14 protein-coding genes are annotated in these 13,737 nt (G+C 53.0%); 12 read left to right on the top strand and 2 right to left on the bottom strand.

What is annotated here, in order from left to right; all coding sequences use genetic code 11:
- Window positions 1–131 precede the first annotated feature (131 nt).
- The gene (locus NSU18_RS14410) at window positions 132–590 is read left to right on the top strand and encodes a Dps family protein (protein ID WP_341018919.1); all 459 of its coding nucleotides are present in this window, start codon (window positions 132–134) and stop codon (window positions 588–590) included.
- A 63-nt stretch (window positions 591–653) separates the two neighbouring features.
- Here NSU18_RS14410 and NSU18_RS14405 read toward each other — a convergent pair whose 3' ends face one another.
- A complete protein-coding gene (locus NSU18_RS14405) occupies window positions 654–1,358 on the bottom strand; it encodes an AIM24 family protein (protein ID WP_341018920.1) in 705 nt (234 codons plus the stop codon).
- A 16-nt stretch (window positions 1,359–1,374) separates the two neighbouring features.
- Window positions 1,375–1,887, bottom strand: coding sequence for a hypothetical protein (locus NSU18_RS14400; RefSeq protein WP_341018922.1), 513 nt, complete (start codon window positions 1,885–1,887; stop codon window positions 1,375–1,377).
- A 221-nt stretch (window positions 1,888–2,108) separates the two neighbouring features.
- Between NSU18_RS14400 and NSU18_RS14395 the strand changes: the two genes are divergently transcribed.
- The 11 genes from NSU18_RS14395 (at window position 2,109) to modB (ending at window position 13,453) form a co-directional block, all read left to right on the top strand.
- Window positions 2,109–2,795, top strand: a complete 687-nt coding sequence (locus NSU18_RS14395; RefSeq protein ID WP_341018924.1) for a M50 family metallopeptidase — start codon at window positions 2,109–2,111, stop codon at window positions 2,793–2,795.
- Window positions 2,796–2,982: 187 nt separating this feature from the next.
- Entirely contained in the window at window positions 2,983–3,666 is a 684-nt protein-coding gene (locus NSU18_RS14390; protein WP_341018926.1) for a hypothetical protein, read from the top strand.
- Window positions 3,667–3,899: 233 nt separating this feature from the next.
- Window positions 3,900–4,865, top strand: coding sequence for a helix-turn-helix transcriptional regulator (locus NSU18_RS14385; protein WP_341018928.1), 966 nt, complete (start codon window positions 3,900–3,902; stop codon window positions 4,863–4,865).
- A 279-nt stretch (window positions 4,866–5,144) separates the two neighbouring features.
- Complete coding sequence (locus NSU18_RS14380; RefSeq protein WP_341018930.1) at window positions 5,145–6,134, top strand: ABC transporter ATP-binding protein; 990 nt, start codon at window positions 5,145–5,147, stop codon at window positions 6,132–6,134.
- Window positions 6,131–7,123, top strand: a complete 993-nt coding sequence (locus tag NSU18_RS14375) for an ABC transporter ATP-binding protein (protein WP_341018932.1) — start codon at window positions 6,131–6,133, stop codon at window positions 7,121–7,123. The genes NSU18_RS14380 and NSU18_RS14375 overlap by 4 nt, the downstream gene beginning before the upstream one ends.
- A 113-nt stretch (window positions 7,124–7,236) precedes the next feature.
- Complete coding sequence (locus tag NSU18_RS14370; protein WP_341018935.1) at window positions 7,237–8,913, top strand: ABC transporter substrate-binding protein; 1,677 nt, start codon at window positions 7,237–7,239, stop codon at window positions 8,911–8,913.
- 25 nt (window positions 8,914–8,938) lie between these two features.
- The gene (locus NSU18_RS14365; protein ID WP_341018937.1) at window positions 8,939–9,943 is read left to right on the top strand and encodes an ABC transporter permease; all 1,005 of its coding nucleotides are present in this window, start codon (window positions 8,939–8,941) and stop codon (window positions 9,941–9,943) included.
- Window positions 9,944–9,955: 12 nt separating this feature from the next.
- The gene (nikC, locus tag NSU18_RS14360) at window positions 9,956–10,849 is read left to right on the top strand and encodes a nickel transporter permease (RefSeq protein ID WP_341018939.1); all 894 of its coding nucleotides are present in this window, start codon (window positions 9,956–9,958) and stop codon (window positions 10,847–10,849) included.
- 546 nt (window positions 10,850–11,395) lie between these two features.
- Window positions 11,396–11,761 carry an RNA polymerase sigma factor gene (locus NSU18_RS14355; protein WP_341018940.1) on the top strand — a complete coding sequence of 122 codons (366 nt, stop codon included), beginning with the start codon at window positions 11,396–11,398 and terminating at the stop codon, window positions 11,759–11,761.
- Between the two features lie 255 nt (window positions 11,762–12,016).
- Window positions 12,017–12,760, top strand: coding sequence for a molybdate ABC transporter substrate-binding protein (gene modA, locus NSU18_RS14350; protein WP_341023085.1), 744 nt, complete (start codon window positions 12,017–12,019; stop codon window positions 12,758–12,760).
- 30 nt (window positions 12,761–12,790) lie between these two features.
- Window positions 12,791–13,453 (top strand): molybdate ABC transporter permease subunit, encoded by a 663-nt coding sequence (gene modB, locus NSU18_RS14345; protein ID WP_341018942.1) that lies wholly within the window; start codon window positions 12,791–12,793, stop codon window positions 13,451–13,453.
- Window positions 13,454–13,737: the final 284 nt, after the last annotated feature.

Below are 13,737 nucleotides of genomic sequence, written 5' to 3'. Positions count from 1 at the left end.
GAATGTGCAATACATCAAGGATGCAGGATATTCGATTGCAATACGGCAAAAAGTATGTTAAATTGTATATAGATTTAGAACGAGTCTAAATACAATACGTTGTAAAACACACACTCCGGGAGGTTTTTTGAATGAGTACACAAGTTAACAGCCACACTGCACTGCATGCTGTCCTGAACCGTCAGACCGCGAACTGGACGTTGCTGGGAGTGAAGCTGCATCATTACCACTGGTATGTCAGCGGACCCCAATTCTTCACACTGCATGAGAAATTCGAAGAGCTGTACAACGAAGCTGCGGGTTATGTGGATGAGCTGGCTGAGCGGCTGCTCGCCATCGGCGGACGTCCTGCATCTACTATGGCAGAGTACCTGAAGCTCTCCAGCCTGGAGGAAGCTGCCGGCGGTGAGAGCGCGAAGGAAATGGTGGCACAGCTGGTTCAAGATTTCGCTGCCGTAGCGGAAGAGCTGAAGCAGGGCATTACTAGCGCAGAGGAGGTCAGCGACCAGCCTACCGCCGATCTGCTGATCGGAATCCGGACAAGCGTAGAGAAGACAGCCTGGATGCTGAACGCTTACCTGGAAATATAAGAACGTATAGGTTTCACGCTGATATAGAAGAGCGCCCGCAGGTGTAACGCGGGCGCTCTTTGCTTACTTAATAAATACACCGCCGAAGGGCAGGGCCTCCCGCAGGAAGCGCTTGATAATGCCGTCTTCATTATTGTCGCGCTCGAAGCGTCTGCTCTGGCGTCCGGCCTGGAACAGCACAGGCCCGTGGCCTGTCATTTTCCAGTGATAGCTCATATGCTGGCTGGCGAGATGATTGCCGTAGACCGTCAGCTCAAGCTTGGCATTCTCGGGATAAGCGATAATGCTCCCGGCATCGACATACAGCGGATCGAAGGGATGCAGCTCTGCTTCGCAGACCGTACCCTCCGTGAGAATGCCTATGCTGCCGCGGCCGGAGAATTTGACCTTGACGATATCCCGGGTAATCAGCATATTCTTCATGCTCAGGACTCTTGTCTGCATCGTGACTCCCTTGCTGTAGAAGAAGAGATGCCTGAAGTCGTAGAGCAGATCGCTTTTGCTGTCGAGCCGGATGGTCTTGACCCGGTAGCCCGGCGGCAGCGCGGCTGTGAACCGGCAAGGGCCGGTCAGATCCGCCCGGATCAGCTTGCGTTTGCGGTACATGCCCTTCACATCCATGAACCGGTCGGCCCGTCCTGCCGAAGGGCCCTGGTAAGCAATAATCTGCTGCGGGTGCAGCACATGGACTTCTTCGTTCTCCTGAATGGTAAAAGCAACCGCCTGTCCGCTGCCGCTGTCGCCTTCATCCTGAATGTCAATATTCATGCTTCATTCATCCTCCTTAACGCAGCCGGTCACTTCTTCTGGAGCGGTGGCGCATTGTGAAGCGCAGCACCCGGATCAGCAGGAAGTAGCCGAGAAGAAGAGCAATCCCGGAGATGACCGTCACCTTGATCCGGTTGAAGTAGTTCTCTCTCGCTGTCCGGTCATTCTTCAGCTCGTCCACGACCTGGCTAAGCTGGCGGTTCTGCTCCTGCAGGGCAGCGTTCTGGGATTGATACGTCTGCATTTGCTGCAGGCTGTCCGTCAGCTGCTCCTTGGTCTGCCCCAGCTCGTCTACCGCTTCTCCGAGATCCTCCTTCGTCTGCTGAAGCTCCTCGGCAGTCTTCCGGTAGCTCTCCTGCAGCTTGCTGACCTCTCCGGGCAGCTCCGAGAAGCTCTGGATTCCATTGTATATATCATTCAGATAATTGGCCTTTGCCTCGGGGGCAGGCCAAGTGAGAATAAGGCCAAGCAGAAGCAGGGACGAACCCAGCAGCTTCAGCATCACTTCAGTTACCTGTCTTTTCATCAACTGATCACCACCTGTTAGAGCTAATTGTCTTCCTATTTTATCATAGCTGCTTGCCGTTTGGACAACCTGAAAGGCTGTAGGCATAATTACCCTTCAGGTCCATAAAGAGAACCATACAGAGAACCATACAGGTAATACAGCGTTAAGCCAGGGATGGTTCCCGCGATATTGAGTGTCGCTGCAAATTAACGTATACTGTGAACGGAAAGGGGCTGTATTCAATGAATAGATGGCTCAAAACACTGTTGTTCCTGGCAGGCTCCGCCCTGTTAACCCGGTTTATTCCGTTCTCCTCCTTATTCCGTAATCTGGATACCATGTTCCATGAATTCGGCCACGCGCTGATGACCCTGCTGCTCTCCGGCAATGTGCTGCGCATTGAGCTGTATTCGGATCACAGCGGTGTGACCTATTCGGCAATAGCTGCCGGAGGCAAGGCGATCCTGGTGTCGCTGGCGGGGTATCCTCTGGCTTCACTGTTCGCGTTGCTGCTCTTCTATTTCTATAGTAGAGATAAACGGGAATGGGGGCTGGTTCTGGCCAGCCTGGTCGCACTAATTATGCTGGTGCTGTATGTGCGGGGCGGCTTCGGGATGATCTGGCTGAGCGGCTTCATTCTGCTGAATGCTGCAATGCTGTTCCTCTGGCCGAAGGTCAGCAAGGTGTACTACCTGTTTCTTGCGTTTCTGACCCTGGAGGAGTCTGTGATGGGGACCGTATTCCTGGTCTATGCTTCCGTCGTGACGCCTGCCCGTGCAGGGGATGCAGCGAATCTGTCCAGATTAACCATTTTACCGGCTCCGGTGTGGTCACTTCTGTTCTTCCTGTTCGCATTGCTGTGTGCAACCTGGGCCCTTGGCCTGTTCTTCCGGCATGAGAAGGCGGGCAGACGGGTCAGATTGATGTAATGCGTAAAACTTTGTTCGTCATATTTTGACAAAAGGATAGACTTTCGTAAAGAGGCAATCCCCTTTAGGGGGAGGTTGGCTCTTTTTTTGTCGATATTATAGGACCGAACATACATTCCATGACAAGGAGTTGTCCGCCAATATTGGTACATTAATAGAAGACCCAAAATAAGAAAGAGGTGGAAATATGCAAGCAAGTATTCAGACGTTGTTTACATGGAGCCAGGAGCGTATTTTGGCGGGCGGTGCCAAGAAAGTAGTGCTGCTCGTGGAGTGGAAAGGAGCGCTACAAGGCGAGGAGTTCCGCAAGAAGAGCCGCAAGGTGGTAGCCCGGGATATTGAGCTGCGTGTCTGGCTCGAAAGTCATGTCAAGGTAACAGGATGTTACGGGTGTAGTGCAGAAGAAGGAGAGGGAAGATCACTGCTCCTGAAGCTTGGCAAAATCCATTCCGGACAGCGCAGGTACATTGCCCTGGAATTCATGATGGCAGGTATGCCTGCAGGCATACATGAAGCCCTCTGGCTGCAATGGCAATACAAGCAGCCTACGGTGGAGCGTATCCGCGAGCTGCCGCTCAAGAAGCTGGGAATCGAATATTCCCATCATACCGACCTGCTGGGGGCCCGCTCCTGCTTTCATGTGGAGAAGCATCTGGCGCTGCTGCAGACAGAGGCGCTAATCGCGGAGGCCCAGGAGGCCCGGATGAAGAACAAGCCGGAGGTACCCGCAGATATTCTTCGCAGGCAGGCGGATCAGTTACTGCTGATGTCTGCCCGCTCCGGGGATATGCAGCTGCTCAGAGAAGCGGAAGCGCTGTATAAAAGACTGGAGGTGGAGAATCTGCCGCTTAGCAGGACCGGAATGAGATAATTGCAGGGAAGCTGCGTAGATAGAATAGGAATTACCCATACATAGGGCTCAAATATAGAATCACACCCGGCGGAGCAGATAAAGAAATGCGTAATATCTAAATGTGGTGACATAGTAAAATAGTTCTATTATATTTTCTTATCTCGGTTATTACATCCTTGGTTATAGATATATATAACTAGTTTATTTAAAAATAATGGGTCTATTTTACCATAAGTCAAGGAGAACTGAATATGACAGACCGATTGATCCGGCTGATGCGCATCATTACGCTAGTTCAAGCCAAACCGGGAATTCTGGCCCGTGAGCTGGCGGAACGATGCGGCAACAGCGAGAGAACGATTTATCGGGATATGGATGCGCTCAGTGCCATGCATATCCCCATTACTCATATGGGACATGGCAAGGGGTATGCTTTTATCGGGAATTTCGCGCTGTACCCCTTGGATTGGTCAGAAGAGGAAGAAGAGGCTTTTTCACAGTTGCGCAGTATTATGGCGGAGATCAAACCTTTGCTGCCCCCGGGCTTTGAAGATGCATACGAGAAAGTGATGGCGGCAGATTATAAGCAAAAGGCAGAAAGGGAAGAAACAATGGAGCATACGAAAAAAGAAGCCGGACCAAACTGGACGGAAAATAGCAGATCTCAGGGAGACCAGCCCCTCTTTCTGACCGACATTCTGGATGCCGTGATGAAGCAGAGAAGCATACAGGCCGACTATAGTGAGAATGCCTATGAAGAAAAAGGTATCCGAATTGATCCTTATTGTCTGGTCCCGCTAGAGAATCGTTTTCACCTGATTGGTTTCTGTCACCGTTTCGGGATCATCCGTACCTTTCATATTAACGGCTTCTCCAGTGTGAATCCGCTGGACAGGTGGTTCTCCAAAGATAAGTTCGATCTGCAGTCCTTCATGGAACAGAAGTGGTCCCTGGAGCAGGACAGCCTGCAGGTTGAATTCAGAGTCAAATTCTCGCAGCGGATGATGGAACGGCTGAAGCAGGAGGACATGTTTGTCAAGCCGAGCAAAGTGGACCGCCAGAACCGCAGCCTGCATTTCAAGGTCGCTGTGGAGCAGGACATCGGCTTCGTCCATTGGATTATGAAATACAAGGAAGAGGCTGAGATTATGGAGCCGCTGTACTACCGGGATGTGCTGAAGCATCAGCTGGAGAAGTGGCTGTCGCTGTACAAATAACGATAGATATATTTTCCCCGGATTTTTATGCTCTGATATATTCATATAAAATTCATAGGGTTAGTTATATGCACAAATTTCCCTTGCTTAGATAGGATATCCATAGTAATGTTATACATTAAATAACAGTAATATGCATTTAAAGTTAATTACATTACTTGTTGTGTTAGGTAATAGTTAATATATCTAACTTTTTAAATAGTTTTCCTGCTTTTTGAATAGTTTTCCTGACTAGTCATTTGACCTTCGTTCAATTTTTAACAGAAAAGAGGGAGAGACTTGATCCAGCCGATTCTGAGCATTGAAAACCTGCATACCCACTTTTTTACGGGCCGCGGTGAGGTTCCCGCAGTGGATGGTGTTGATCTCTATATTAATCCGGGCGAGGTTCTGGGCGTAGTGGGCGAATCGGGCTGCGGCAAGAGCGTCACCTCCCTGTCTATCCTGAAGCTGGTCCCAAGCCCCCCGGGAAGAATTGTAGACGGACGTATCCTGCTGAAAGGCCGCGATATTGTCCCGCTGAAGGAGAAGGAGATGCGTAAGATCCGGGGAGATTCGGTCTCCATGATCTTTCAGGAGCCGATGACCTCGCTGAATCCCTTATTCACAGTTGGACAGCAGATTATGGAGACAGTACGCCTGCACCGCGGCCTCTCCAGGAAGGAAGCCCGGGAGCATGCGGTCGATATGCTGCGCAAGGTTGGAATCCCCCGGCCGGAAGCGATCATCGACGAGTACCCGCATCAGCTCTCGGGAGGCATGCGCCAGCGTGTTATGATTGCCATGTCGATCTCCTGCAGCCCGGAGCTGCTGATTGCCGATGAACCGACAACCGCGCTGGATGTAACCATTCAGGCCCAGATTCTGGAGCTGATTCGTCAGTTGAATGAGGAGCAAGGCACTGCTGTCATGCTGATTACCCATGATCTTGGCGTAGTGGCCGAGATGTGCCACCGTGTGGCTGTGATGTATGCCGGTAAGGTGGTAGAGGAAGGCAGTGTTCATGATATCTTCAAAAATCCGCTGCATCCGTATACAAGAGGACTGATTGCCTCCGTCCCCCGGATGGATGAAGCTAAGGAACGTCTCTACTCCATTCCGGGTAATGTGCCGGTTCTCAGCACAGATATGCAGGGCTGCCGGTTCGCACCGCGTTGCCCGGAAGTCATGGAGCTCTGCATGCAGAGCCTTCCGGGGCTGACACGGCAAGAGGAACAGCACAGCTGCAGATGCTGGCTGCATGACAGTCCACAGGAGGATGCGGTATGAGTGAGAGCCTGCTTGAGGTCAAGGGACTCCGGAAGTATTATCCGCTGAACAAGGGCTTCTTCAGCCGGGAGGGCGGCAGTGTGAAGGCTGTGGATGATATCTCCTTCGCTGTGAGCAAGGGCGAGACCTTCGGTCTGGTTGGGGAGAGCGGCTGCGGCAAATCAACTACCGGCCGCGCGCTGCTCCGGCTGATTGAGCCGACAGCGGGTGAGATCTGGTTCGAAGGGCAGGAGCTTACGAAGCTGTCTGCCGAGGAGATGCGGAAGCAGCGCCGGGAAATGCAGATTGTCTTCCAGGACCCGTTCTCCTCTCTGGACCCGCGCCATACTGTGCAGCGTATTCTCGAAGAGCCGATGATTGTACACGCCACCGGCGATGCCAGGCAGCGTAAGGCAGAGGTGGAGCGGCTGGCGGATGTAGTCGGATTGTCCAGGGCGCATTTGCAGCGTTACCCTCACCAGTTCTCGGGCGGACAACGCCAGCGGATCGGCATTGCCAGAGCGCTGGCACTCCATCCGAAGCTGATTATCGCAGATGAACCTGTCTCTGCGCTGGATGTATCAATCCAGTCCCAGGTCATTAACCTGATGCAGGATTTGCAGCGGGAATTCGGCTTAACTTACATATTTATCGCCCATGATCTTAGTGTAGTGAAGCATATCTGCGACCGGGTAGCCGTAATGTACCTGGGGCGGATTGTCGAAATTACGGACAAGCATACGCTATATACCCGGCCGCAGCATCCTTATACGCAGGCTCTGCTCTCTGCGGTTCCTGAACCTGATCCCGATATCCGCAAGGAGCGGGTCATTCTGCAGGGAGAGGTCCCGAGTCCGGCCAATGCGCCAGTCGGATGTGCATTTAACACGCGCTGTCCGCGCGTGATGGAGCGGTGCCGGGTGGCCAGACCTCCGCTGCTGGAGACAGAAGCCGGACATTTCACAGCCTGCCATCTCTATGATGAAGAAGCCAATACACCGCTTGCCTGATCTGCTTGCATCTTAGAGCCATATACAGAAGAACCTTGGTTTATAGCTGTGCTACCTGCACCGCTCTATATAAACACTTTGATATTTCAATGAAAGAAGGGAGCTTTCTGGAGATGAAGAAATGGGGTAATCTCGCATTGGTACTGATGCTTGGCGCGGGGCTCGCGCTCAGCGGCTGCGGCGGAGGGAATAACACAGGCAACGCAGGTAACACTGGAAATACCGGAGGGAATACGGCGGCAACGAATGCTCCGGCAAGCTCGCCGGAGACATCCGGGACAGCGCAGGATACCCTGATTCTGGGGCGCGGGGGCGACTCGGCTTCCCTGGACCCGGCGATTGTGACGGACGGGGAGTCGCTGAAGATTGCCCATCAGGTCTTCGATTCGCTGCTCGAATATAAGCCCGGCACCTCCGAAGTCCAGGCCTCACTTGCCGATAGCTGGGAAGTAACGCCGGACGGGCTGAGCTACACCTTCAAGCTGCATCCCGGCGTGAAGTTTCATGACGGAACCGATTTCAACGCCGAGGCCGTTGTGTTCAATTTCCAGCGCTGGAGTGATCCGGCCAGTGAATACAAATTCGAAGGCGATTCTTTCGACTATTATGACTCCATGTTTGGCCCGGACGGGTCGCGGGTGATTAAGGAAGTGAAGGCGGTGGACGAGTCGACGGTTCAATTTGTACTGAACCAGCCGCAGGCGCCGTTCCTGCAGAATATCGCCATGACGACCTTCGGGATTGCCAGTCCTGCTGCGATTAAGGAGAAGAAGGAGAATTTCAAGAATGAGCCGGTAGGAACAGGCCCGTTCGTGTTCAGGGAGTGGAAGCGCAATGATTCCATCACGCTGGACAAGAATACCGCCTACTGGAAGGAAGGGCTTCCCAAGCTGAACAAAGTCATCGTGCGCTCGATCCCGGACAACTCGGCCCGCTTCACGGCGCTGCAAAACGGGGAAATCGACCTGATGGAAGACCTCAGCCCTGATGACTTGTCCACGCTCGAGAGTAACAGTGCTCTGACCAAGATTGAGCGCCCGCCGTTCAATGTGGCTTACCTCGGCTTCAACTTCAAGAAGAAGCCGTTCGACAATGTGAAGGTCAGACAGGCACTCAGCCATGCGGTCAACAAGCAGGAGATTATCGATGCATTCTTCGCCGGCCAGGCCCAGGCTGCGGTCAATCCTATGCCGCCTTCCCTATGGGGCTATAACGACAGCGTGAAGGATTATGAGTATGATCTGGACAAAGCCAAAGCCTTGCTGGCCGAAGCGGGCTATCCTGACGGACTGCCTGACCCGGTGACCCTGTACGCAATGCCTGTATCCCGTCCTTATATGCCTGACGGCAAGAAGGTAGCCGAAGCGATTCAAGCGGAGTGGGAGAAGATCGGGGTCAAGACCGTGATCGAGTCCCCGGAATGGGCCACTTATCTCGATGACACCAAGGCCGGGGAGAAGGATGATATCTTCATGCTCGGCTGGACCGGCGATAACGGCGACCCGGACAACTTCCTGTACACCCTGCTGGACAAGGATGCTATTCCCGGCAATAACCGTGCCTTTTATGTGAATGAAGAATTGCATACACTCCTGACCGGCGCCCAGAAGGAGACAGACCAGGGCAAGCGCACCGAGCTGTACAAGCAGGCTCAGGAGATTATCAAAGCCGATGCGCCATGGATTCCGCTGGTTCATACCACACCGCTGCTGGCCGGCAAGGCCAATCTGAAGGGCTTCGTGCCCGGACCGACAGGTACAGAGTATTACAGTGAGATTTATTTTGAATAAATACACCTTTGGAAGGTGAACGGAATTGAACTCTTACCTCATAAAACGTGTGATGGTGCTGTTCCCGGTGCTGATCGGCATGACCTTGATCGTCTTCTCCATCATCCATGCGATTCCGGGTGATCCGGCCGAGACGATTCTCGGCCAGAAGGCGACAGAGCAATCCAAGCAGGCGCTGCGTAACCAGCTTGGCCTCGACAAGCCCTGGCTGCAGCAATATTTTAACTACATGGGTGATTTGGCCCGGGGGGACCTCGGGACTTCGATCCGCACCAAAACGCCGATTGCCAAGGAAATCGTACCATATCTGGCCGCTACGCTGGAGCTGACGGCTGCCAGTATGCTGTTCGCAACCTTTGTCGGAGTGAACGCCGGTATCCTCAGTGCCTGGAGGCAGAACTCCTGGTTCGACTATACGGCGATGATCATCGCGCTCATTGGGGTATCGATGCCGATCTTCTGGCTGGGGCTGATGGAGCAGCTGCTCTTCGCACTGAAGCTGCACTGGCTGCCGTCCATCGGCAGGATGGACCAGCGCAATCCGGTGGAGACGATAACCAACCTGTACGTACTGGATACAATTCTGGCCGGGCAGTGGGACCAGCTGTGGACGGTCATTAAGCATCTCATTCTGCCGAGTATTGCGCTTGGCACGATTCCGATGGCGATCATTGCCCGGATGACCCGCTCCAGTATGCTGGAAGTAATGAATTCCGATTATATCCGTACAGCCAAGGCCAAGGGTATGTCGCAGTTCCTCGTGGTCTACAAGCATGCGCTGAAGAATGCACTCATTCCGGTGCTGACGGTAATCGGCCTGCAGACGGGGGCACTGCTCGGAGGGGCGGTGCTGACCGAGACGATTTTCGCCTGGCCCGGGGTGGGGCGTTATATCTTCGAAGCGATCAGCTCGCGGGATTATCCGGTAATTCAGACGGGGATTCTGATTATTGCCTTTATCTTTGTGGTCATCAATCTGCTGGTGGATCTGCTGTATGCCGCTATCGATCCGCGCATCAATTACAAGTGAGGGGGAGCAGCTATGGGACAGGCAGCACTACAGGCTCCACCTCCTAAGGCTCCGGCGGATCAAGCCTCCGGCCCCTGGCGTGATGCGTGGAAGGCCTTCCGCAAGAACAAGACGGCTATGGCCGGGCTTGGCATTATTCTGTTCTTCGTACTGATTGCGCTGCTCGCGCCGTGGATCGCCCCGTATGATTTCAAGGCTCAGCAGCTGGTGAACCGCCTGAAGCCTCCGTCGGCGGAGCATTGGTTCGGTACGGATGATCTGGGGCGGGATCTGTTCACCCGGGTGATCTACGGGGCGCGGATTTCACTCTGGGTGGGATTCTTCTCCGTCATCGGCTCGATCATTGTCGGCACCGCGCTGGGCATCCTCGCCGGATACTACGGCAAATGGCTGGATATGATCATCTCCCGTCTGTTTGACATTTTGCTGGCTTTTCCGAGTATTCTGCTGGCTATCGCGATTGTAGCTATTCTGGGGCCTTCCTTGCAGAATGCGCTCTACGCGATTGCCATCGTCAACATTCCGACCTATGGCCGGCTGGTCCGGGCCAAGGTGCTGAGCCTGAAGAACGAGGAGTATATCACGGCGGCCAGGGCGATCGGGATGAAGAACGGGCGGATTCTGTTCAGCCATATTCTGCCGAACAGCCTGACGCCGATCATTGTCCAAGGCACCCTTGGCATCGCTACAGCCATCATTGAAGCCGCAGCCCTGGGCTTCCTTGGACTCGGCGCCCAGCCGCCGGACCCGGAGTGGGGCAAGATGCTCTCCGACTCCCGCCAGTTTATCCAGAAGGCCCCCTGGACCGTAGTCTTCCCGGGCCTGTCCATCATGCTGACCGTCCTCGGCTTCAACCTGATGGGCGACGGCCTGCGGGATGTGCTGGACCCGCGGATGAAGAACTGAAATTAAGATCTTATCAAGAGCTGTCCCAAGCCATATCAATGGCTGTTGGGATGGCTCTTTATTTTGAGGGGGATTATTTAATGAAATGTTATCATGAAGGAAGGCACGGGCATGTCCCACCTGTTAGGGGGAGTTTGTTCTATTTGAATAGGAGGGAGTAGGGATAGTTGCAGAATATACACTTAAAAACAGGAAAAAGGTATGAAATTTTCTTTTAACTGTATTCGGTACAACTAAATCTGCCCAATGAGGTGAAAACCGGCAGAAGGTTGCTATTTAATGTACAAAATACAACTAAACGTCGAAATGGTTGGAAATCGGAAGTTTTAGTTGTACTAAATACAATTCAGCCATCATCCCATGTCCCATCCTCGGGCCACTGCTAATCCTCAGTTGGGCAATAGCCCAACGTGGTTTTCGAATAGGAGCTTCGTTTCTCAGCGTTCCGGGAACCGAAGCCTTACTTTTCCCGAAAATAACTTTGTGAATTTTCGAACAATATCCAATATTCTTCGTAATGTAGGTTGAAAGGGCGGCGGGGAACAGATGATGACCGACAAACAGCTCGTTGAAGGATGCAAGTCCGGCCAACAAGAGCATCTTGAGCTTCTCATTGTCAGGTATAGGGATGAATTATACCGGTTCTGCCGCCATCTCACTTTGAACAGGCAGGATGCGGAGAAGCTGAGTATGAAAAGCGGCGAAACGATCAGCATTGATTATAAATCCAAGGTGGAAGAAGGCCAGCTGTCTATGAAGTTATACGGACCGGATAATCAGGTGCTTACTGAACTGGCAACCAATGAATCCGGTACTGAGAAGGTGAAAGCCGGGAAGGACGGGAAATACCGGATTGAAATCAAGGGTGAAGATACCAAGGGAAGCTTCAAGGTAGCTTTCAACGTCGAATAACTGGAACTGGTGAGAAGATGATTACGATAGACATAGAACAGGCCTCTTCCCTATACGTAGGGCGGGTTTTTTTGTTGTGCGGACGAGGGAAAACCCTGATTTTGATACTAATCATAACTAAATATATACAAACATAATCAAATATATTGTATAATTCGATTTAACTTGCTAGAATATGTTCAAAATATACGAAATAGCGATTGGGAGGTATGGAGTGTGCTGAAGAAGTGGATAGCGGGATTATTGGTGCTGCTTATGGTGGCGGGCGTGTCGGCGGGATCAGCAGGTGATGTGGAGGCGGCAGTGAAGAAGACGGAGATTGTTGTCTCCGCAGCGGCAAGTCTCCAGGATAGTCTGGACAAGATTGCCGTGCAGTATGAGAAGCAGCATCCGGATGTTAAGCTGGTATTCAATTATGGCGCGTCCGGTACACTGCAGAAGCAGATCGAGCAGGGAGCTCCGGCGGATTTGTTCTTCTCGGCAGGCGATAAGCAGATGAATGCGCTGGTGGACAAAGGGCTGATCACAGACCATAAGGCGCTGCTGAAGAATCAACTGGTCGTCGTGGTTCCTTCCGATTCGAATACGAAGCTTACAACCATTACTGACCTTACCGCTCCAGCCTTCAAAAAAGTAGCCGTGGGCCAGCCGGAATCGGTTCCGGCCGGACAATATGCCCAGCAGTCCTTGACCGCGAAGAAGGTATGGGATACGCTGCAAAGCAAGCTAGTCTTCGCCAAGGATGTCCGTCAGGTGCTGTCTTATGTGGAGACAGGCAATGCAGATGCAGGGTTCGTCTACAAGACAGACGCGTTAACCTCGAAGAAGGTGAAGATTGCCCTGACGGTGGGTGGTCATGTACACAAGGCGATTAACTATCCGGTGGGCATTGTCGCAGATTCGTCGCATCAGGCAGAGGCCAAAGCCTTCTACAGCTATGTGCAGACTGCTTCTGCAAGCTCGGTCTTTACAGGCTACGGCTTTCAATTGGCTAAATAACTAACTACCATTAAGATAGGGTGAAAAGAGATGGAGATCAATTGGACCGACTTTTTCGCCCCGGTCTGGCTGTCCATCAAGATTGCGGTATTAACCAGTGTGATCGTATTCCTGTTGGCCACGCTGGCTGCCCGGAGGATGGCGGGACGCCGGTTCTTCGGACACAGCCTGGTCGAAACGGTCCTGCTGCTGCCGCTGGTGCTGCCGCCGACCGTAGTCGGCTTCGTCCTGCTGGTGGTCCTCGGGCGGCGCAGCTGGATCGGCAGGCTGTATGAACAGTTTACGGAGCAGACGATTCTATTTACCTGGGGGGCAGCGGTAATTGCCGCAGTGGTAGTGGCTTTTCCGCTGGTATACCGCACGGTTAAGGCAGGCTTCGAGGGGGTAGAGAAGGACCTTGAGGATGCAGCGCGGGCGCAGGGAGCCAGCGAGCTTCAGGTGCTGCGCTATGTAACTCTACCGCTGGCCAGCCGTTCGCTGGCTGCCGGATATGTCCTCGGCTTCGCCCGCGGACTGGGTGAATTCGGAGCGACGATTATGGTGGCGGGTAATATTCCGGGCCGCACCCAGACTGTGCCTACCGCGATTTATGTAGCGGTGGACGGCGGCAACATGACGCTGGCCTGGATGTGGGTCGGCTCGATCATTGTGATTTCCATGCTTATGCTGATGTTCGTGAACCGCCGTTCCTGATGGATTACAGGTTAATAAGAGCAACCCCCGTCCTCACCGGATTTCCGGTGAAGGCGGGGGTTGTTTACGGTAAACCGGACACAATTGGCTGGAGCGGACGACACACGTCCCCAATGTAATCGAAAAACCGACTACAATGGGACGGAAGGCGGCGCGTAGGCCAAATGTAATCGAAAAACCGACTACAATGGGACCGGGGGCGGCGCGAAGTCTAAATGTAATCGAAAAACCGACTACAATGGGACCGGGGGCGGCGCGCAGGCCAAATGTAATCGAAAAATCGC

It is taken from the genome of Paenibacillus sp. FSL H8-0048, from assembly GCF_038002825.1.
GTDB lineage: Bacteria > Bacillota > Bacilli > Paenibacillales > Paenibacillaceae > Paenibacillus_AQ.
The sequence above is the reverse complement of the archived record's forward strand: the minus strand, read 5'-3'. Positions and strand labels throughout refer to the sequence as shown.